Origin of the sequence: Amycolatopsis sp. DG1A-15b (assembly GCF_030285645.1) — a bacterium.
Classification (GTDB): domain Bacteria; phylum Actinomycetota; class Actinomycetes; order Mycobacteriales; family Pseudonocardiaceae; genus Amycolatopsis.
Window position 1 is genome coordinate 2929130 of sequence record NZ_CP127296.1, and the last position, 19621, is coordinate 2948750.

At 71.4% G+C, this 19621-nt stretch carries 16 protein-coding genes and 1 pseudogene; 3 read left to right on the forward strand and 14 right to left on the reverse strand.

Annotated features, from left to right (window positions below; translation table 11 throughout):
• Positions 1-37: 37 nt before the first annotated feature.
• The 6 genes from QRY02_RS13360 to QRY02_RS13385 form a co-directional block, all read right to left on the reverse strand.
• A complete protein-coding gene (locus QRY02_RS13360) occupies positions 38-3049 on the reverse strand; it encodes a hypothetical protein (RefSeq protein WP_285991855.1) in 3012 nt (1003 codons plus the stop codon).
• A gap of 1 nt (position 3050) precedes the next feature.
• Positions 3051-4085: a hypothetical protein gene (locus tag QRY02_RS13365; RefSeq protein WP_285991856.1), complete on the reverse strand. Its 1035-nt coding sequence runs from the start codon at positions 4083-4085 to the stop codon at positions 3051-3053.
• A complete protein-coding gene (locus QRY02_RS13370; protein ID WP_285991857.1) occupies positions 4082-4291 on the reverse strand; it encodes a hypothetical protein in 210 nt (69 codons plus the stop codon). The genes QRY02_RS13365 and QRY02_RS13370 overlap by 4 nt, the downstream gene beginning before the upstream one ends.
• 73 nt (positions 4292-4364) lie before the next feature.
• On the reverse strand, positions 4365-5387 hold the full coding sequence (locus QRY02_RS13375) for a hypothetical protein (RefSeq protein ID WP_285991858.1): 1023 nt from the start codon (positions 5385-5387) through the stop codon (positions 4365-4367).
• A gap of 472 nt (positions 5388-5859) precedes the next feature.
• Entirely contained in the window at positions 5860-6636 is a 777-nt protein-coding gene (locus QRY02_RS13380; protein ID WP_285991859.1) for a hypothetical protein, read from the reverse strand.
• 500 nt (positions 6637-7136) lie between these two features.
• Positions 7137-9890 carry an AAA family ATPase gene (locus QRY02_RS13385; RefSeq protein ID WP_285991860.1) on the reverse strand — a complete coding sequence of 918 codons (2754 nt, stop codon included), beginning with the start codon at positions 9888-9890 and terminating at the stop codon, positions 7137-7139.
• 153 nt (positions 9891-10043) lie between these two features.
• Here QRY02_RS13385 and QRY02_RS13390 point away from each other — a divergent pair, with 153 nt between their 5' ends.
• The 3 genes from QRY02_RS13390 (at position 10044) to QRY02_RS13400 (ending at position 13073) form a co-directional block, all read left to right on the forward strand.
• Complete coding sequence (locus tag QRY02_RS13390) at positions 10044-10616, forward strand: VOC family protein (protein ID WP_285991861.1); 573 nt, start codon at positions 10044-10046, stop codon at positions 10614-10616.
• Between the two features lie 76 nt (positions 10617-10692).
• On the forward strand, positions 10693-12057 hold the full coding sequence (locus QRY02_RS13395) for a dihydrolipoyl dehydrogenase family protein (RefSeq protein WP_285991862.1): 1365 nt from the start codon (positions 10693-10695) through the stop codon (positions 12055-12057).
• Positions 12057-13073, forward strand: coding sequence for an alcohol dehydrogenase catalytic domain-containing protein (locus tag QRY02_RS13400; RefSeq protein ID WP_285991863.1), 1017 nt, complete (start codon positions 12057-12059; stop codon positions 13071-13073). The genes QRY02_RS13395 and QRY02_RS13400 overlap by 1 nt, the downstream gene beginning before the upstream one ends.
• A 664-nt stretch (positions 13074-13737) precedes the next feature.
• Here QRY02_RS13400 and QRY02_RS13405 read toward each other — a convergent pair.
• The 8 genes and pseudogenes from QRY02_RS13405 to QRY02_RS13440 all read right to left on the reverse strand — a co-directional run.
• Positions 13738-14523, reverse strand: a pseudogene (locus tag QRY02_RS13405) (IS630 family transposase); the annotation flags it as partial.
• Positions 14524-15222: 699 nt separating this feature from the next.
• Positions 15223-15378, reverse strand: a complete 156-nt coding sequence (locus QRY02_RS13410) for a hypothetical protein (RefSeq protein WP_285991864.1) — start codon at positions 15376-15378, stop codon at positions 15223-15225.
• 32 nt (positions 15379-15410) lie between these two features.
• Entirely contained in the window at positions 15411-15983 is a 573-nt protein-coding gene (locus QRY02_RS13415) for an alpha/beta fold hydrolase (protein ID WP_285991865.1), read from the reverse strand.
• Positions 15984-16400: 417 nt separating this feature from the next.
• Positions 16401-17015: a hypothetical protein gene (locus tag QRY02_RS13420; RefSeq protein ID WP_285991866.1), complete on the reverse strand. Its 615-nt coding sequence runs from the start codon at positions 17013-17015 to the stop codon at positions 16401-16403.
• A 16-nt stretch (positions 17016-17031) separates the two neighbouring features.
• Positions 17032-17784 (reverse strand): hypothetical protein, encoded by a 753-nt coding sequence (locus QRY02_RS13425; protein ID WP_285991867.1) that lies wholly within the window; start codon positions 17782-17784, stop codon positions 17032-17034.
• A 2-nt stretch (positions 17785-17786) separates the two neighbouring features.
• Positions 17787-18137 (reverse strand): hypothetical protein, encoded by a 351-nt coding sequence (locus tag QRY02_RS13430; RefSeq protein WP_285991868.1) that lies wholly within the window; start codon positions 18135-18137, stop codon positions 17787-17789.
• A gap of 12 nt (positions 18138-18149) precedes the next feature.
• Entirely contained in the window at positions 18150-18878 is a 729-nt protein-coding gene (locus tag QRY02_RS13435; RefSeq protein WP_285991869.1) for a hypothetical protein, read from the reverse strand.
• A 556-nt stretch (positions 18879-19434) separates the two neighbouring features.
• The gene (locus QRY02_RS13440; protein ID WP_285991870.1) at positions 19435-19602 is read right to left on the reverse strand and encodes a hypothetical protein; all 168 of its coding nucleotides are present in this window, start codon (positions 19600-19602) and stop codon (positions 19435-19437) included.
• Positions 19603-19621: the final 19 nt, after the last annotated feature.

The window sequence follows — 19621 nt, forward strand, 5'->3', positions numbered from 1 at the left end:
CTGTGCGGTGTGTGCACAGCTTCGGCGGGGCGCGCCGCTACCGAACCCGGGTTTGCCGGTCGTCGGAGGCGTCGAGGCAGGTCAGCGCCGCCCAGAAGACCGGCGAGCGGGCCGGCTCGGGCCGCTCCCGCCACTGCGCGAGCCGGGTCCGCTGCCACGCGCACAGCTCGGTGACCGGGTCGTCGCCGTCGAGGGCGGTGTCGACGGCGATCACCAGTTCGGCCATCGGGTCCGCGCCGGGTACCGCGGCCGACGTCGGCAGCGACCAGACCGTCGCAGCGACCAGCTGCGCCCCGGCCGCGACGGCGGCGAGCAGCACGCCGAACGGCTCGGGCAGGCCGAAGTCGCTCGCGCTGGCGCAGCCGATCAGCGCCACCCTGGCCGGCATGGTGTCCACTTCGGACAGGGCGAGGTCGGCGGCGGTGAACGGCCGGTGCGACCCGATCGGCTCGGCCGTGCCGGGCAGCCCGGCCGGGCAGGACAGGTGCAGCGCGGTCTGCGCGCCGTGTTCGTCGCGGACGCGGCTCACGTGCCCGGCGAACACCAGCCGTGAACACGGCTCGGCCAGCAGCCGGGCGAGCAGCCGCCGGTCGGTGTCGGTGCGCCGGACCAGGTCGAGCCCCCGCGTGGCGGACGGCCGGACCGGGCCGGCGGCGAGCCGCGCGTCCAGGTGGCGGATCAGCGGTGACGCCGCGTCCTGCTTGCCGAGCATGGAGCCCAGTTCGCCGAAGGCGCTCTGGCCGGGGATCCGCGGGTCGAGGAAGTACACCGGCGGGCCGTCGGGGGCCGGCGGGCGGCGCGGGATACCGGCCGGGGCGAGCAGGGAGACGTCGGAGACGTCGAGGACGCGGTCATCGCCGTCGAAGCAGCTGCTTTCCCCGCCGGGTTCGAGCGCGTGGTCCGGCCGCCGGTCGGGCAGCGCGAGCAGGCCCCACGGCACCGCGGCCAGGCTCGGCGACGGCTGCACGCGCAGCAGCGGCCGCCGTCCGCTGCCGGCGGCCTCCCGCAGCCGCGCGACGAGGTCGGCGGGCAGCAGGTTGAGGGCGAGGATCCGGGCCAGCCGTTGTTCGCCCTCGAGAGTGCCGAAGGCGCCGAGCGAACGCTGGACGGCGTCGGCGACACTCTCGCCTTCGCGGGGCGTCGGCGAAGCTTCGGCCAGGAACTCCCGGGCGGTCGCGACCAGGGCGGCGTCGACCGGGTGGGTGTGGACGGTGTCGAGGTCGCCGGTGGTCCGCCAGCTGAGGTAGGTGTGCCCGGCGTCGGCGTAGCGCAGGAGGAACGTCTCGCGGCCGGGATCGGCGGCGGGCCAGGTCGCCACGGTTTCGGTGGCCGGGCGGGGCAGGCCGTACCGCTCGGCGGCGACCTCGAGCCAGCGGTCGAGTTCCATGGGCGAGCCGGGAGACCAGCGCAGGGCGGGCGGCGGCGCGAGCCGCAGCGGGAGCGACGCCGTGACGGTGCCCAGTGCGGCGAGCGGCAGCCCGGCGGCGGGCAGCGCCACCGGGAGGGCGGGGACCGAGCCGGTCAGGTCGAGCGCGGGTGCCCCGGCTCCCGTGTACGCCCCGACCGCGCAGGTCCGCTCGATCAGTTCGGCGGCCAGCCTCGGCTCGTTCAGCCGGGCGAGGAGCGCCATCAGCAGTTCGGTCGCCGGGCCCGCGACGTCACGCGCCCAGGCCGTACGCGCTCGCGGCGAAGCGAACTCGAACCGGTAGTCCGCCGCGGCCAGCGCCACCGGGAGCAGCAGGTCCAGCACCGCTCGCAGGTCTTCGCCGCGGGCGAAGCCGATCGTGGCCGCCACGAAGTCCGTGTGCAGGCGCTCGGTCCACTCCCCGGCCGCCCGCGCCGACTCCCGCGCGCGGGTCACGTGTTCCTCCGCCGTCGCCCAGTCGCCTTCGGCCGCGGCGCAGCGGGCCAGCGCGACGTCGAGCCGGCGCAGGCCCGGGGTGTCCCCGTTGGCCGTCCAGAGCTTGCCCGCGTGCTCGAACTGGTCGCGGGCCTGCCGGGGGTCGCCGGTGAGCAGCAGCAACGTGCCGAGCGCGTGGCTCGCGTCCGCCACGTCGCCGGTCGCACCCGCCGCCGCGAGTTCGTCGCGGGCGGTGACGATCGCCGCGACCGCGCCCGGGAGGTCGCCGCCCAGCGCCCGGTCCGCGGCCAGGTCGATGGCGAACTTCGCGGCCGCCGGCCGGCCTTCGTGCCCGGCGCCGAGCCGGAACAGGTCCGCCCGCGCGCCGGCGTCCTCGCCGCCGGCCTGGCGGAGCCGGGCGCGTTCGGCGAGCGCCATCGCCCGCAGCCCCGCCACCTGGGCGTCGGCCCCGTCAATGCTCGCCAGTGCCGTGAGGATCTCCTCGATCGCGGTCAAGGCGCCGGCCGGGTCCCCGGCGGTCATCCGCACGCGCGCCTCGAGGATGCGCAGCTCCAGTTCGTCGGTGCCGTGCGGGTCGAGCAGCTCGGGCGGGTACTGCCCCGGCCCGGCCGCCTTCCGCTGGGCCGCCCGGCGGCGCTGCCCCGCGATCAGCTCGCGGGCCCCTGCCACGTCACCGTCCTCGGTGGACAGAGAGACGAGCACGCGCTCGGCGACTTCGCGGGAACCTTCGATCGTCCGCAGTTCGGCATACTGTCCGAAGTGGACAGCGGCGGCGGCGCTCACGCGGAAGGCGGCCACCACGGCTTCGGCGCACTGGCGGGCGTTGCGCAGGTCCCCCGCCGAATAGCAGACGGTGGCCAGATCGCTGACGGCGGCGACTTCGAGGTCGGTCCGGTCGAGCTGCCGCGCGAGCTGCCGCATCCGGCCGTAGGCCCGGTGCGCGCCCGCGATGTCCCGTGCCGCGGCGAGCCGCTTGGCCTCGTTCTGGACCTCGACCGCTTCGGCCAACAGCCGCCGGTACCCGGCTTCGGTGAGCGAACACGCGGGCAGTTCGCCGTACGGCGCCGGGTCGAGGCCGAAGTGGACCGCGACGCACCGGCAGTTGTAGCCGTGCGAACTCGTGCCCGCCAGTTCCGCCGGGAGCGGCCGGTCCGGCGGGGTGTGCGGCGGCGGCAGGCCGACGAGCACGTCAGAACTCCTCTTCGGCGGACGCGGCGGCCGCGCGCTCGGCGAGCGTCCTGTCCGCCAATGGCAGTGCGGCTCGCGCCCGCACGAGCGACACCACCTCGGCCCGGTCTTCCGGCGTGGTCCCGGCGACGCCCTCGGCCGTCACGCCCACGCCGATTCCGATGGGGGCGGCCACGCCCCGCCGGGCCGCGGCTTCGTCCAGGTCGGCCGCGCCGGCGAACCAGCCGGCCCCCAGGTGCAGGGGAACCTCCGCGAACACCTCCCCGTCGTGGGTCGCGAACGCGGTGAGGGCCGCGTCGGCGAACGCCCCCGCGACTTCGACCTCGAGCCGGGTGCCCGCCGCAGCCGCGACGATCCGCCAGGCCACCGTGTTCTCCGCGGCGTCGAGGATGCCCGGCGGCACGCGCGCCCAGTCGACGCTCGCCCGGCCCTCGGCCACGACCCCCGCGTCCGCCACCGGCCCGTCGGCCCCGGCGGCCAGTGCGTAGGCCCGCTGCCCCGGCGACGCGGTGGCGGCCAGCGCGGCCGCGGCTTCGGCGCGCACGACGTCGTCCTGGTCGTCGAACCACGCCGACAACCTCTGGCACAGGGCGCGAACCTCCTCGACGACCACCGTCGCGGCGACCCCTTCCGCCGCGGCGTCGAACAGCTCCGCCGGGGTGGCCTCGAAGCCGTCGAGCATGCCTTCGGCGACGTTCTCGACCGCCGCGGTGACGACGGCGGCTTCCAGGTCCAGCAGCGCGGGGTCCAGCGACGGAACGCCGAGCGCCGGGCTCGCGGGCCACCACCGGCGGGCCCACAGCAGCAGCGCGAGCGCGGCCGGTTCCGGCCGGGCGGGAACGTCGACGTGCCCGGCGGCGAGTGCCGCCAGAGCACGCTCCGCGCCGACGAGCCGCGTCAGCCACGGTTCCGCGGCCGCCGCGTCCGTGAGTTCGAGGCGCATCGTCCCGGGCTCGCCGGCGAGCAGGTCGGCCAGGGCGAACCGGAGGAGGGCGCCGTCCGCGGCCAGGACCGGGGTGTGCACCGCGTGCGTCACGACACCGCCTCCAGCTCCGGCAAGCGGGCCACGAGCGCGCGGCGCACCTTCGTCCGCAGATCCAGCGAGGTCGAGCGGACGACGCCGGTGACGAGGTCCCGGACGTCCCCGGCACCGGCCGGGAGGTCACCGCGGACGTCGAAGCCGTGCAGCCGGATCCACAGCCTGCCGAGGAACTGCTTGGCGAATTCGCGCAGCTCACGCACGAGTTCGGCGTCGGGCCGCGGGGTGAGCGGCGTGGCGCCGGCCAGCGCCCGCCGAGCGTGTAGGACGTATCCCTCACGCGCGACCTGGGCGTTGAGCTGCCGGGCGAACGCGGGCCCGCCGGCCGCGGCGCCGTCGAGGGGCCGGAGCGCGGGGGCGAGGACGACGCCGAGCGCGAAGCAAGCGGCCAAGGCGGGCCGCCCGAGCCCGAACCCGGCGGCGACCCGGGCGAGCTCGTCGTCGACGAGACCGGCGACGGGCTCCCCGCTCGTCGGCCGGAAGCCGACGCAGGGTGGCGCGCACGCGGCGTTCGACGCTGCGTTCGAGGATTTCGGGGCCGGTTTCGTCCTGCCGTCGCAGCGGCGGGACGGCGGCGCTATCCCCGCGTTGCAGGCCGAGTCCCGGCAGCCCGGGGACGGCCTCGGCGAGGGCACCGGCCCCCTCGGGGCGGCGCAGGGCGAGCCCGAAGGCGTGCCCGGCGGCGGAATCGGCGAGCGCCCGCCAAGCGGTGTCGGAGAGGCGGTCCACGAACTCGCCGAGCAACGCCACCGCGTCCTCCGGCGCCAGGCCGGCGTCGGAATTCCCGTGCCACCGCCGGTGCAGCTCCGCGGTCAGGTCCGCCGCGACGCGCGGATCGGCCAGGTACGCGGTCAGCCGGGCGACTCCGGCTTCGCCGCTTTCGCCGTGCAACTCGCGCAAGGCCGCCGCCGCCGTCTCCGGCGCATCCGGGCCCGGCATGCCGAACCCCGTCGCCAGCTCGTACGCCAGGGGAAAACAGACGTCCTGGACGTCGCCCGCCGTGATGCGCAGGGCCCGGCGTTGCCGCTTCAGGTGCGTGAACCACGCGGCCGTCGCCCGCAACCGCGGCGCGTCGGCCAGCAGCACCCCGGTCAGCTCGGCCGCCGCGGCCGGCTCCAGCAGCGGACGGCCCAGCCGCGGCCGCGCCGCCGTACGGACCACCAGCGGATCGATGATCTTCTTGACGGTCCGCGTCAGCGGGCCGCCGTCACCCGAGGAGAGGACGTCCACGCCGGGAATCCGCGCCCACGCCGCGGCCAGGACCGCGGAACGCAGCCGTGGTTCGCCCGATCCGGTCACCCGTCACCCTCCCCCTCGCTCCCCCGCACCTTACCGAGGAGGCACCGGCCGGGCCTGAGCCCGGCGGCTCGGCAACGACGTCAGGCTGCGCGATCCCGAGCTCGCGGCCGACCACGACGACCGGCCGAAATAGTCCCTTCGCGGGCACAGCGCGTACTACGACGACCCCGTGTTCGACCAAGTGGTCGCGGACCTCGTGGATGCCATCCGCGGTGAGGAGAGCTCGTAGTGACAGGCCTCGGCCCGAAACGTGAAGTTCGGCGGTGTCTTGGTGTCGACCTCGGTGCCGTGTTGAGCAGTACGGTGACCGGGGTTGGCGACTCCGCTGACGTGAAACGTCTCATCGGCGGCCGAATAGGGCGTTATACAGCGGGATGGTCGGCAAGCTGAGGCTGCCGCGTGACGAAAGGTTGGGGTGGCGACTGCCTCCGCACCCACCACCTGATCCCGGGCCCGTCCCGGTCGTGCGGGGCTACGCCGGGTTCTCCGCGACGGCGAGGTAGTCCGTGTAGATCTGCGGCGAGCCCGAGAACGAGGCCAGCTGCTTCCACTCCTCGTACATCTGCTTGGTGTCGCGGTGGGCGGCCGCGAACTCCGCGGCCTCGCCGGTGGCGATGTCGGGCTCGGGGTAGAAGACGTCCAGCGCGTCCAGGCTCGCGATCTCCATCATCATCACGTACTGGTCGAGGCGGTTGCCCCGCTCGCCCTTGAGCACGTGGAACCGCCAGTCCGGGTAGTCGTCGATCCGGTGGTGGTTCTCGGCGATGAAGCGGTCGAACATCTCCTCGGTCACACCGGCGCGCAACGCCAGGTTGTGGATCCCGATGACCCGGGCGACGGGCTCCTCCCCCGGGCGGTCGCGGTAGCGAGGGCCGGGCGTGACCGTGCTGCGCGGATTGTCGGCCAGCAGCCGGTAGTCGGTGAACAACGTCGGCAGCTCAGCGAACGTGCCCAGCCGCCGCCACCGCGCCAGCACCGCCTCCGCCTCCGGGTGCCGCGCCCAGAACAGCCGGGCCGGCTCGGTCTGCTCACCCCGGGCCGTGACGTAGCGGTCGCGCTGCTCGGCGCTCTCGATCTCGTACAACATCAGGTACTGCCCGGTCCGCTCTCCGCGCAACCCGCGCAGCAGAGTCCACCGCCACCCCGGGTACAAGGGCAGGTGAACGCCTTCATCACGCACGAAGGTCTCGAACTCCTCCGGCGTGACACCAGCCTCCGTGTCGATGGCGATGTACTGGAAAGTGAACACCGACGAGCGTCCCAATTGCGCGTCCAATCCTCAGGCCGGGAAAGGGAACGCGCATCCGACCAGCACGACTCCCCTGCACCACATCCTGCCAGCTCCAGAACAACGGGGCCGGCGAGACTTCCCCGCTGGACGCGATCCGACGGGTCCACAGCCAGCGCAGCTACACGTCCTGCGTGCACTGCCACCGGCGACTGTTCGGCAACGCGAACCACGCCGGGACCATCTACGACGGCTGCCGGCCCAAGAAGGGCTTACCGGCCAGACGGGCACCCGCCCACCGAGGGGCCAGGCTGCCCATGCGGCCAGGCCCGGATGGCCCAGCCCCACTCGTGACCCAGCTGGGTCACCGCCGCGATGGCACCGGGCTGGACGAGAGGTCGTACCCGGCGCCCGTCGCCACGGGTCTCGGACCTGACCACGCCGCGGCGCGCCAGATCACCGTAGCGGTTCGTGGTGGCGAGCGATGTCACCCGATCGCCGGGTCTTCCGGCGTGAACGGCTTACCGATCGACCAGGTCGAGCGGCGCCGCTGCCCCGTCGAAGACAGCGTCGCGCAGTTGACGCCGCGAACTGATCGCGAGCTTGCCGAAAACCTTGCGCAGGTGCCATTCCACGGTGCGCGGGCTGAGGAAGAGCCGCGTGCCGATCTCGGGATTGGACAGTCCTTCGCGTGCGAGCCGGGCGATCTGGAACTCCTGCGGGGTCAGCTCCTCGGTGGCTGTCTCGGCGGTGCGTTTGCGAACCGTCTCGCCGGTGGCCAGCAGCTCGCGGCGCGCGCGGTCGGCGAAGGCGTCCAGGCCCATCTCCGAGGTCATGACGTGTGCGGTGCGCAGGTGCTCGCGGGCGTCGACTCGGCGTCCCTCGCGCCGGAGCCACTCGCCGAACACCAGGTGGGCGCGAGCCAGCTCGACCCGCAACGGAGTGCCGGCGAGCAGCGCGATCGATTCGGCGTAGCACTCGCCGGGCGTGATGCCCGCCAGCGCCCGCAGGCGGGCTTCGAGGGCGCGGTTCCACACCGTCGGGGTGGCGGTGGCCCGTTCGGACATCCGGTCCAGCGCCGCGGTGACGAGGCCGCTGTCGCCGGTGCGCGAGGCGGCCTCCGCCAGCTCGGCCGTCGCCAGGGCCTGGTGGCCGACCGCGTCGTGCTCGAACACCCGGTAGGCCGCGTCCCGGGCGGCTTCATGGCGGCCGAGACCGTTGGCGAGCACGGCCTGCGCGTAGTCGGCGAACCGCACGACCCGACCCTGGCCCCGCTCGGCCGCGGCCGAGGCAGCGGCCGTGATCTCCGCGGAAGCGTCCCGGCCGCGCAAGGCGGCGAGCAGGATCGCGCTGTACCCGACTGGACGGCCCCCGGTGACCTCGGCGAGCAGGCGGTCCTCGTCGACGAGTGCCTGTGCCGCGGACAAATTTCCCGCCAGCAGCTCGTGGTTGGCGAGGAAGTTGAGGGCGAACTGCAGCTGGACGAGCGCGCCGCTGTCGCGCGCCAGCCGGACCTGACGCTCGGCGAACGCACGCCCGGCGGCGTAGTCGAGCACCTCGGTCGCCAGAGTGCCGCCGGCGCGGTTGCCCAGCAGCCACAGCAGGCGTCCGGTGTTCTCGCCGGCGGTGTCCAGTGTCCGGACGGCGTCGATTGCCTTGTTCATCAGCGGGGCCGCGGCAGCGTAGCCGTCGGTGAGGCGGGTGGCGAGCGCGTCGAGCACGAGGTCGACGACGGTTGGTGGGGCTTTGGCCGCAGGGGCCGCACGCGCCTGCTTCGCGGCTTCGATCCCGGATCCCGCCCAGACCGCAGCGCCGAGCGCTTCCAGGTACGTTTCGCGAGCCCGGTCACCGTCGAGCCGTCCGGCGGCGCGCAGGAGCAACTCCGCTGCGTCGCCACCCCTGCGCTGGTCGAACGCGATCTGCCCGCGCAGCCGTTCGACCTCGGCGTCCCGCGCGGAGTCCGGTGGCCCGGCTTCGGCCGCTCCCAGCAAGCCCAACGCCGCTTCGAGCGCGCCCGCGCCGCGTTTCGCCCGGGCGGCCGCGAGCTCCCGTCGTGCCCGCAGCACCGGATCGGGGGTGAGCGTGGCAGCCTGATCCAGCAGCGCCGCCGCGGCGCCGAGCCCCCCGCGCGCCTGAGCACGACCGGCCGACCGCTCCAGCTCGGCCGCGACGTCTTCGTCCGGGGCGACGCTCGCCTGCGCGCGATGCCACGCCCGCCGATCCGGATCGAGGGCCGGGTCGGTGACCGCCGCGAGCGCCCGGTGCACTTCCTGCCGCTCACCGGCCGAGGCGGACCGGTAGACAGCCGAGCGCACCAGCGGATGCCGGAACCGGATCCGCGGCCCGAACTCGATCAGCCCGGTCGACTCGGCGGCGGTAGCCGGGTCCGCGCCCAAGCCGAGCTCACCGGCCGCACGCCAGAGCAACGTGGCGTCTCCCAGCGGCTCGGCCGCCGCGGCCAGCAGCAGCTTCCTGGTGCTGGCCGGCAGTGGTGCGAGCTGCTGCAGGAAGCAGCGCTCGAGCCGGTCGGCCAGCGCATCACCATCCGGCCGGAACAGCCCGTCGGTGTGCTCGGCCGCGGTCCAGAACCGGGGCAGCTCCACCAGCGCGAGCGGGTTGCCGTGCGTTTCGGCGATGATCCGGTCGCGCACCCGGCCGTCCAGCGGACCTTTGAGCACCGAGTCCAGCAGAGCGCCGGCCGCCGCACCCTCGAGGCCGCGGACGGCCAGCGCCGGCATCCCGGCCAGATCGAGCTGCTCTGCGGGCTCGCGCACGGCGACGACCAGCGCGATCGGCTCGGCCAGCAGCCGCCGCGCGACGAACGCGACGACCTGCGCGGACACCCGATCCAACCATTGCGCGTCATCGACCAAGCACACCAGGGGGCGGTCCTCGGCGACTTCCCCGAGCAAGGTCAGCACCGCGAGGCCGACCAGGAACCGGTCCGGCGGGTCGCCCGCGGTCAAGCCGAAGGCCGTGCCGAGCGCGGCCAGCTGCGGCGCGGGCAAGTGCTCGAGCCGGCCGAGGAACGGGACGCAAAGCCGCTGCAGGCCGGCGTAGGGCAACTCCTGCTCCGACTCGACACCGGCCGTCCGCGCCACCCGGCAGCCGGTCGCCCGCGCCGCGACGTGGTCCAGCAAAGCGGTCTTGCCGATCCCCGCCTCGCCGCGCAGCAGGAGAACCCGGCTGCGGCCCGCCCGTGCGGCAGCGAGCACGCCGTCGAGCGCGGCGAGTTCCTCGCCCCGACCGACCAGCTCCGGCTCCCGACCAGACATCACCCGGAACCCTAGCGCGATCCCCGGGCCCGGGCCCGGGGATGACCAGGGTGTCTCACGGGGGCGAACGGACCGCCGGAAGGACGACTGTGGTGGCGAGCGGCACTCAGCCCCTTACCGATCCCGCCGCCACTGGAGAGAAGGAGTCCGATCATGGACATGAAGCTCGAAGTCGTGGTCTTGCCGGTCGCCGACGTCGACCGGACCAAGCACTTCTACAAGACACTCGGCTGGCGCGAAGACGCCGACATCGTCTTCGGCGAATCGCGAATCGTGCAGCTGACCCCGCCGGGATCGGCGACGTCCGTCCACTTCGGCACCGGCATCACCGACGCCGCCCCCGGCTCGGTGCGCAACACCTACCTCGTCGTCGACGACGTCGAGGCCGCCCGGGCCGAGCTCGCCGGGCACGGCGCCGACGTCAGCGAGGTCTTTCACCGCGACGACACCGGCGCCTTCGCCCCGGGCGTGCACCCCGACCGCGGCACCTACTCCTCGTTCGCGTCGTTCAGCGACCCGGACGGCAACACCTGGCTGCTGCAGGAGGTCACCGACCGGCTGCCCGGCCGGGTCGCCGGCGTGGCGTTCGGCTCGACGCAGAAGCTCGAAGCCGCGCTGCGCGAGGCCGCGGCCGCGCACGGCGAGCACGAGAAAGAAACCGGCCAGTACGACGAGGAATGGCCCACCTGGTACGCCCAGTACATGGCGCAGCACCAGGACGCCTGAGCCCATCCGGCGGTGCGCGGGACGGCCCGCGCACCGGATCCTCGAACTGAAGGCCGGCTCCTCGGAAGGAGGAATCATGGCTCAACGCGATTTCGACGTCATCGTCCTCGGCGGTGGCGCACCGGGCGAACACACCGCGGCCGCGATCGCCGCGGGTGGCCTGCGGGTCGCCGTCGTCGAGCGGGAACTGCTCGGCGGCGAATGTTCCTACTGGGCGTGCATCCCGTCCAAGACCCTGCTGCGGCCCGGCGAAGCGCTGGCCGCCGCCCGCGACGTCCCGGGTGCCCGCGAGGCGATCACCGGCCGAACGGACGCCGCCGCGGCGCTCGCGTGGCGCGACTTCATGGTCTCGTCCTACGACGACGCCGGCGCCGAAAAATGGGCCCACGAAGCGGGAATCGAGATCCTGCGCGGCGACGGCCGGCTCGCCGGGCCGCACGCCGTCGCCGTCGGCGGGAAGACCTACACCGCCGACCACGTCGTCGTCGCGACCGGCTCTTCCCCCGTCATCCCGCCCGTGCCCGGCCTCCGCGAGCTGCCCGGCCTGTGGACCAACCGCGAAGCGACCGGAGCAAAGGAGATCCCGCGCCGCCTCCTGGTCCTCGGGGCCGGGCCGACCGGGGCCGAGCTGTCCCAGGCGTTCGCGCGTCTCGGCGCCGAGGTCGCGCTCGTCGACGGCGCCGACCACGTCCTGCCCCGCGAACCCCGAGCGCTCGGCGAAGCCGTCGGAGAAGCACTGCGCGCCGACGGTATCGCCCTGCACCTCGGGCAGCACGCCGGCGCCGCGCGGCTCGACGGCGACGAATACGTGCTCGACCTGCCCGACGGCACCCAGCTGCGCGCCGAACGGCTGCTCGTCGCCACCGGACGGCGGCCACGCGTCGACGACGTCGGCCTTGACACCGTCGGCGTCGAAGCGAACCCGCACGGCATCCCGGTCGACGACCGGATGGCGGCCGGCGACGGCCTCTGGGCCGTCGGCGACGTCACCGGGCAGTGGAACCTGACCCACGTCGGCGAGTACCAGGGCCGGGTCGTGGCCGCGAACATCCTCGGCCGGCCCACGACGGTCAACTACGACGCCATCCCGCGGGTCGTCTTCACCGACCCGCAAGCCGCGGCCGTCGGCGCCGCGGACGGCGCTTTCACCGCGACGGTGCAGCTCTCCGGAGTCCCGCGCACCGCGACCTACACCCGCGCCTACGACACGCGGCCCGGCTTCCTCACCGTCGTCTCCGACGGCGAACGGCTCACCGGCGCGTACGCCGCCGGCCCCGAAGCCGGCGAATGGCTCCAGCAGGCCACCCTGGCCATCCGCGCCCGCGTCCCGCTGGACGTGCTGCTCGACGTCGTCCAGCCGTTCCCGACCTTCTCCGAAGCCTTCCAGCACGTCCTGCGCGATCTCGACCGCCAGGTCCGCCACCCCTCGGGAGACCGATGATGTCCGCCTACCGCGCATTCGAAGTGACCGGAACACGGCAGTTCGCCTTGGTGGAACGCGAAATCCGCGAGCCACTGCCGGGCGAAGTGCGCCTGCGCGTCGAGGCCTGCGGCGTCTGCCACAGCGACACCCTCGCCGTCGAAGGACTGCGCGCCGACACGTCGGTGCCCGTCGTGCCCGGCCACGAAATCGTCGGCGTGATCGACGCCGTCGGCCCCGGCGTCACCGCCTGGGCGGCCGGTGACCACGTCGGCGTCGGCTACCTCAACGGGCACTGCGGCCAGTGCGAAAACTGCCGCCGCGGCGACTTCGTCAACTGCACCGACCAGCCCTGGACCGGCACCACCACCGACGGCGGCTACGCCGAAGTCGCCTACGCCCGCGCCACCGGCCTGGTCCGGATCCCCGTCGGCGCGCAGCCCCTGGACGTCGCACCGCTGCTGTGCGCGGGGCTCACGGTGTATCGCGCGCTGCTGACGGCCGACGCACGACCCGGGTCGCTGGTGGCCGTGCAGGGCATCGGCGGTCTCGGCCACCTCGGCGTCCAGTACGCCAAGACGCTCGGCTACCGCGTCGCCGCGATCGCCCGCGGCACCGGGAAAGCCGAACTGGCCGTCGAACTCGGCGCCGACGAGTACATCGACAGCACCGCTATCGACCCGGGTCAGGCGCTGACGCGGCTCGGCGGTGCCGCCGCGATCATCGCGACGGCGTCCAGTGGCGCGTCGATGTCCTCGCTCGTGGCCGGGCTCGGTACTCGCGGGCAGCTGCTCGTCGTCGGCGCGGCCCCCGACCCGATCGAAGTCCGCACCCCGGACCTGATCTTCGGCACCCGCTCGGTGACCGGCGCGCTCACCGGTTCTTCGATCGAGAACGAGGACAGTCTCCGGCTGGCCCACGACCGCGGAATCCGCAGCCGCAATGAGATCATGCCGCTGTCCGAGGCGCCCAAGGCCTACGAGCGGATGATGTCAGGCGACGCGCGGTTCCGTGTCGTCCTCGACACCCGGGAATGATTCAACCGATTTCTGCGAGACGCTGACGGCGGCAGTTGCGACACGACTGTGGCCGTGCCGCAACTGCCGCCGCCGGTCGCGGAATCGCAAGTCATTGGGGGTGGTCGCCGGTCGTGTTGTGGATATAGTCGTGAACTGCACTCCAAATGTGGACGTTGAGGCGGTGAGCCATGCCGACGGGACCATTATTGCTGGGCGGCGTTCGGCCTGCTGTTGAGCCGGACGGAGATGCTGAGGAGCTCACGGAGGCCACCCGGCAGGTCCGCCTCGCGGCCTCGGGGGCCCTGGTCGTCACCGTCGGCCGATCGCAGATTCCGAGCTCGATTCTGGCTGCGGTTCGGCCATGGCCGGCCGGGCCGCAGCAGCGCGGGGTCCAGCTCGAGCTCGACGGAGACCTGCTGGAGCTGACCGGGGTGTCAAGCAAGGAGCGGCTGATGCGGCCAGGAAGCCGGCAATGACATGGACACCGCGCGCAGCGCACTGATCGTCGCGAGCTCGAACTACACCGATCCGGGACTGCTTCAGCTGCGAGCGCCGGGCAGTGACGCCGAGGCGCGCGCGAGGGTGTTGCGGGATCCCGCGATCGGCGGGTTCGAAGTGCGCACATTGCTCGACGAGCCGGCTCACCACATCACCCTGGCGGTGGAAGAGCCGCTCAAGTGCGCTAGTGTCCTGCGTCAGAAATTCGGCGACAATGTCGTGCGATCGAGTCCAGGATCTCCTCCGCGCTCTTGGTCCACAAGAACGGACGAGGATGAGCGTTCCAGTCGGCTATCCAGGCCCGGACGTCCTTCTCGAGTGACTGAACACTCTTGTGAACACCACGGCGGATCATCTGGTCGGTGAGGAACCCGAACCACCGTTCGACCTGGTTGATCCACGACGACCCGGTTGGAGTGAAGTGCATGTGGAACCGCGGATGCTTGGCCAACCAGGCTCTGATCGCGGGTGTCTTGTGAGTGCCGTAGTTGTCGCAAACCAGGTGGACATCCAGCTCGGCCGGCACCGTCTTGTCGATCGTGATCAGGAATTTCCTGAACTCGGCAGCCCGGTGCTGCCGATGCAGTTCACCGATCACGGTGCCGTCGGCGACATCGAAAGCAGCGAAGAGGCTGGTGATGCCGTTGCGGTGGTAGTCGTGGGTGCGCCGCTCCGGCATGCCCGGCATCATCGGGAGCACCGGCTGGGAACGATCGAGCGCTTGGATCTGGCTCTTCTCATCAACGCAGAGCACCACCGCCCGTTCGGGTGGATGGTGATACAGGCCAACGACATCCACCACCTTGTCCACGAACAGCGGATCGGTGGACAGTTTGAACGTCTCCGCGAGATGAGGTTTGAGCCCGAAATCGCGCCAGATCCGCCCGACCGTCGACCTGCTCAGCCCCGACTTCTCCGCCATCGATGTCCGTGACCAGTGCGTGGCATTGCGCGGGGTCTGCTCCAGCGTCGGCCGACCGATCAGGAAAGTCAGCGGCTGCAGTGAGGTGCAGCAAGGGGGTGCAGTGAGATGCGCGGCAAGACGCCCCGCAGGTTCAACCCTCGAACGGCCGACCTTCGGCGTCGAGATCGGCGACCAACTCGACCACAGTGATCCGCAGGTGGAACCTTCTGGTCTGGCCCTCCAGCAGGGGGAACTTGCTGCTCTGGCCCTCCAGCAGAACGAACAGGGTGTCGTCGCATGCCGGAACACCGACCGGCGCCGCAGCCGCCGCGGGTAAAGCGGCCGATAGGTCTTGGCAAGCTCGTCCGCGATAGCCCTGGCATGTTCCCGGCTGTCCGCAGGCTGGATCGGGCCCACCGCCCAGACGTACGCGTCCTGGCCGAACTGACTCTGCTCCACCATCGCGGCCCAGCGGGCCCTGGTTCTCGTTCACATCGGAATGCTACTGAGTAGTGAAGTGACCGACCGGCGTATCGCCGACCCGGCCAACGTTCGAGCAATGATCGAAATCTGCGGATCGGCCGGGGGAATAGCGTCCTTCCCCGGTGATCTGTTGACGGTTGCGATCAAGGCCGGCGCTGCAACGCTGGCTGGAAAGGTACGACCTGATGCTTAACGTAGTCGGTGCTCTTGATGCTGGTGACGACCAGACGTAGGGCTTGGGGCGCCGCAGCGCCGGAAGGGTGTCCAGCACCTCGGTTCGTGTCACGGCAGCTGCCCTCCGAACAGCACGGCCAGATCGTCGACGTCGTAGCCGATCGCGACCTGCGGTGGTGGTTGCTTGGCTCGGTGTTCGCGCTCGGCCAGGTGGCGCCGGACTCGTCGGATGACTTGGGTTTCGTCCTCGACAAATGGCAACATCGGATATCAGAACTGTCGGAATGGGTCGGGGCTTATCGGTCAGCGAACTTGGTGATCGAGGCGAGCAGCCTGTCCAGGTGGGAGGGGAAGTCGGGCCGGGGTGGCTCCGGGCAGCCGTAGAGTTCCTCGCTGCCTGGCAGAAGCCGCCGGATGGAATCGACCGTGCGCCGCTGGTGGAATGGGTTCTCCGGGGCTGACGGAAGCACGCTGACCGGCATGGTGAGTGTGGCCAGTTCGTTGTCGGTGACGCCGCGCAACGTCTGCCCGTCCAGCAAGGCGCGGATATTCTGGTCCGATGCGCCGGAGGCTGCCAGACCGGCGCGGGTGTGGGAGTCCACGGTGATGTCCCCAGCTGTGGCGGGCCACGCCAGGAGCAGCCGTGCGATCCGGGTCGGGAAAGCCAGCGCGAGGCGCGTGGCTGCTGAGCACCCGTTTGACCCGGCAACCACGGCGACGGGCTGCTCGGGCAGGAATGCTGCGAGGTGCTCGGATTCAGCGTGCCAGTTTGGTGGCCGGTGAAGACGGTTGGGAGCCAGCACCGGGAAGCCTGCTCGTCGGATGCCGCCTGTGACTCCAGGCAGCGCCCAGAACTGGTCAGCGTCCATGTCGTCCCAAAGACCTCCGTGTATCAGGAGGACTGTGGGCTGACGGCGTGGGCTATTGCGAGATGTCATGAATGCTCCGGGTTGAGGTTCGGAGGACTGCTGCGGGGATCTCGGTGGCGAGCTGGAATAGTGCGGTGCTGCGGGCTTCGCTGGGACGGATGCCCAGCTGGTTCAGACGCCGCTTGAGCCGTTCGGTGCTGATGCGGACGTCGTCGTCGGTGGCCAGGACCTGGTCGGTGGTGAGCAGGCTGATCCTGGAATACCTGATGGCTGCGGATCGTGCCGCCCCTCATGTTCCGGTCCGGGTACACCGTCAGCTCCGCGGTTAACCGCGTGAGGTCACGATGCGGACGCCCGTCGGCGCCCGCCTTCCTGCACTGACGATGTCGCCGCACAATGCCTCACCGCGGCCTGGTCTCACCGTGGCTGCATCACGTCGTAGAGCACTTGCGCGATGGCCTTGACCCGGTCCTTGCAGGTCTGGGTGTCGTCGGCGGCTTCGTTCCAGTCGTCGATCCCGGCCTTGAACGTGGCGTTGCTGTCCAGCACCATCAGGTCGCACGACTTGCCACTGGCGGCGGGTCCCCACGCGGCGCGCTCCCCCACGTGCGTTGCCGGGTCGACCACGTAGCCGGCCGACGAGGTCTGCGTGTCGAATCGGCTGCGTTGCCGCTGCGCGTTGTTCACTTCCACGTCCAGGTGGACCGTCACCGCGTTCGCCGGGTCGGTGAACGTGCACAGCCAGCCTTTGCTGCCTTGCAGTGGCGTGTCGGACCTCTTCGGCGGCAGGTTCCCGGCCCGGGCCGCGACGTCGTCGCAACTGGCCAGCGGCGCGGCCCCGTACTTGCCGTCGACCGCGTCGTAGCTGCTGCCGCGGTTGAGCAGCACGAACACCCCCACGACGGCACCGACTACGACGACCACGCCGATGGCCACGACGGCGATGATCCAGCCGGTGGCGAGGCCACGCTTCGGAGGTCGAGGCGCTCCGTAGGGATACTGCGGAAAGCCCTGGGGGGCCGGTGCGTTCACGGCTGAACCTCCCCGATCACAGGTTGACCGCCTGCGGCCAGTGGCCTCCGGGCAGCCGAGGGTCGTTCATCAGTCCCTTGGCATCCCGAACACTGGCCAGGGTGTCCATCAGCCTGGTCGCGATCTCGGCGAGCCGGTTGATCCCGCCGGTGACCAGACCCCCGATCGCGCCGGCCAGGTCCTTGGCCGCGGAAGGGATGCCGATGACGGAGGCGGTCTCGAGCGACGCGGTGACCAGAGCGCCGAGAAAGTCGGCGACGATCTGCACCAGCCCCGTCATGAACTCGACGTTCAGTTTGGCGATGCTCATCAGCCAGCTGCTGATCGCGTCGGCCTTGCCGCCCTGGCCACCGATCGCCTCCACCGCGTCGCGCTGGATCTTGGCCCGGTTCCGGTACTCGGTCGCCGCCGCGCCCTCCCAATAGGCGAGATTGGGGTCGGCGGGCGCTTCGACCGAGGAGACCATCGCGGAGACGTCTTTCTGGACGTGGTCCTGCCAGTTGAAGCTCTGCACGATCAGCGACACGACCGGCATGTGGTGTTCGACGGCGTACTTCACGAGCTTCACGACCTTGTCCAGGCCGTCCCGAATCGTCTTGAGCGCGTCGGAGATCCAGATCAGCGCCGGGCCGAGGACGTACTTCCAGTCGTTGATGTGGTTGACCGCGGCGTTGTACTTGTCGATGACCTTGCGGATCTCGTCTTCGACCGTGCCGAACATGTCGTCGAGCGGGCCGGTGTAGGCCTCAGGGCCTGCTGGCGTGGTCATATCTACTGGGCTGCCGTTCCGTAGATCTTCTTCAGATCGATTTCGGTGACTTGCTCCGCCAGCTCATACATCGCGGCCGTCTTCTGCAACGCATCGTCGACCTGGTCGCACTCGACAATGCCGCCCTCAACAGCCTTCTCCACGTACGAGCGAAGCGATTCATAGGTGTCGCTCAGCAGCGAAGCGTTGAACGCTTCCGTGGCCAACGTCAGCGGATCACCGACGAAAAACGCCGTCGGCCCCAGTGTCGCGTTCTTCACGACCGGGCTCACCTTGTCCAGGGTGTCGGCGAAGCCACGCCACTTCGTGCCCTCGACACGCACCGCCGAGGTGATGACCTTGTAACCGACCATCTCGTCAATCCCCTAGTCGTCGTACCGGAACTCGAAGACGTCATCGTCGTCATCCCGCGGCGGTCGCCGACCGGAGTGCGACGCCGCCGGGGTGACGGGTGCGGCCAGGCCGGCTGCCGCGAACATCTCGAGGAAGTCCAGCTGGAGCCGGTCCGCGCCGGCGTTGCTCAGCACGTTGACTGATCCGGTCACTCCTGCGGGACTCCCGCCGCGCAGGTGCAGCACGAAGAACCCGCGCGGACTCCGGACATCACTGGCCGGCGGAGTCATTCGACTCGCATCGAGACGATGGATCCGGTCCAACTGCGAGTGGAGGTCGTTCATCCGTGCGCGGATCGCGGTGATCCACTCGTCGTAGGGTTGGGATTCGTCGAGGGCAGGAAGGTTGTCTGCGCGATCAGCTGTGGCCGGTTCTGCAGTGGTGGCTCCGGTCGTGCTGTTGGCGAGTTCGACGACCATGGCGCGCTGGATGGCTGCGACGTAGGTCTGGAACAGTACGCCGGCGAGTTGAGCGGCCGGAATCTTCGATGCCCAGCCGGGCCGGATGCCGACGTCGGTCAACCTGCGTTGCGCATCGACCGCGACTCTGATGGTGCCACTCGAGTCCCGGGCCTCGTATTCGGCAGCCGGTTCCACTCTCTGACCACCAGGCTGCAGCAACTCGTTCAGCTGCGCGTTGATGGTGGCGACATCGGGCACGTCAAGGTGCGCGAGCACGACGTGGTCAAGACTGAACGCCAACGGTCCTCCCCTTGCGGCCATCGCTGCCTACACCGTCGCGAGGACGATACCGGCAGGCACTTCCCTACACAGGAGTTCACCCATACGAGTGATCCAAGCAACGCGTCACACAGTGAGGGCCGCGGCCGCGACGCTGTAGCGGGGCCGTGGCGGAGTTCGGAGTAGGGCGAGCGGCATATTGAAACTAACCCGGCGGCGACGGCGACGCCGAGGGCGCCACCGGCGATGATGAAGCCGACGAAACGGCACCGGTGGCGAGGGCCCCGGCGACGAGAGCGTCGCGTCGTCGCGCTGGCTCGGCTGAGCATGCGCGGGAGCGCTCATCGAGACAGCGGCGAGCCAGTAGCGTCACCGTGACCGCGTTCGACTGTTGCTCGTCAGGGGGTGCCCCCCTCGTGCCCGTACTCCGCCGGAACCGCCTACGTCCAGATCCTCCCCCGTCGCTGCGCGGCTTCGGCACCTCGGCCGAGACGCAGATCAGCTCGGCGCTGCGCAACGTCGGCCGCCAGGCCGGGCAGCGAGTCGGCGACAGCTCGGCGGCGGAGCGGACACCGGGCTATCCGGCACGCTTGGCCGGCTGCGGGGCCGCTTCGACGAGCTGGGCCGCTCCGGCTCGGATTCGATGGCCACGCCGGCCCGGGGCACCGCGCCGGTGCTCGACCAGCTGGGGCGCCGGGCTGCACGGGACGCGCAGCGTCCTGGTGATGATTGTCCTCTCGTGCATCGCCACGTCCTTCGCTGAT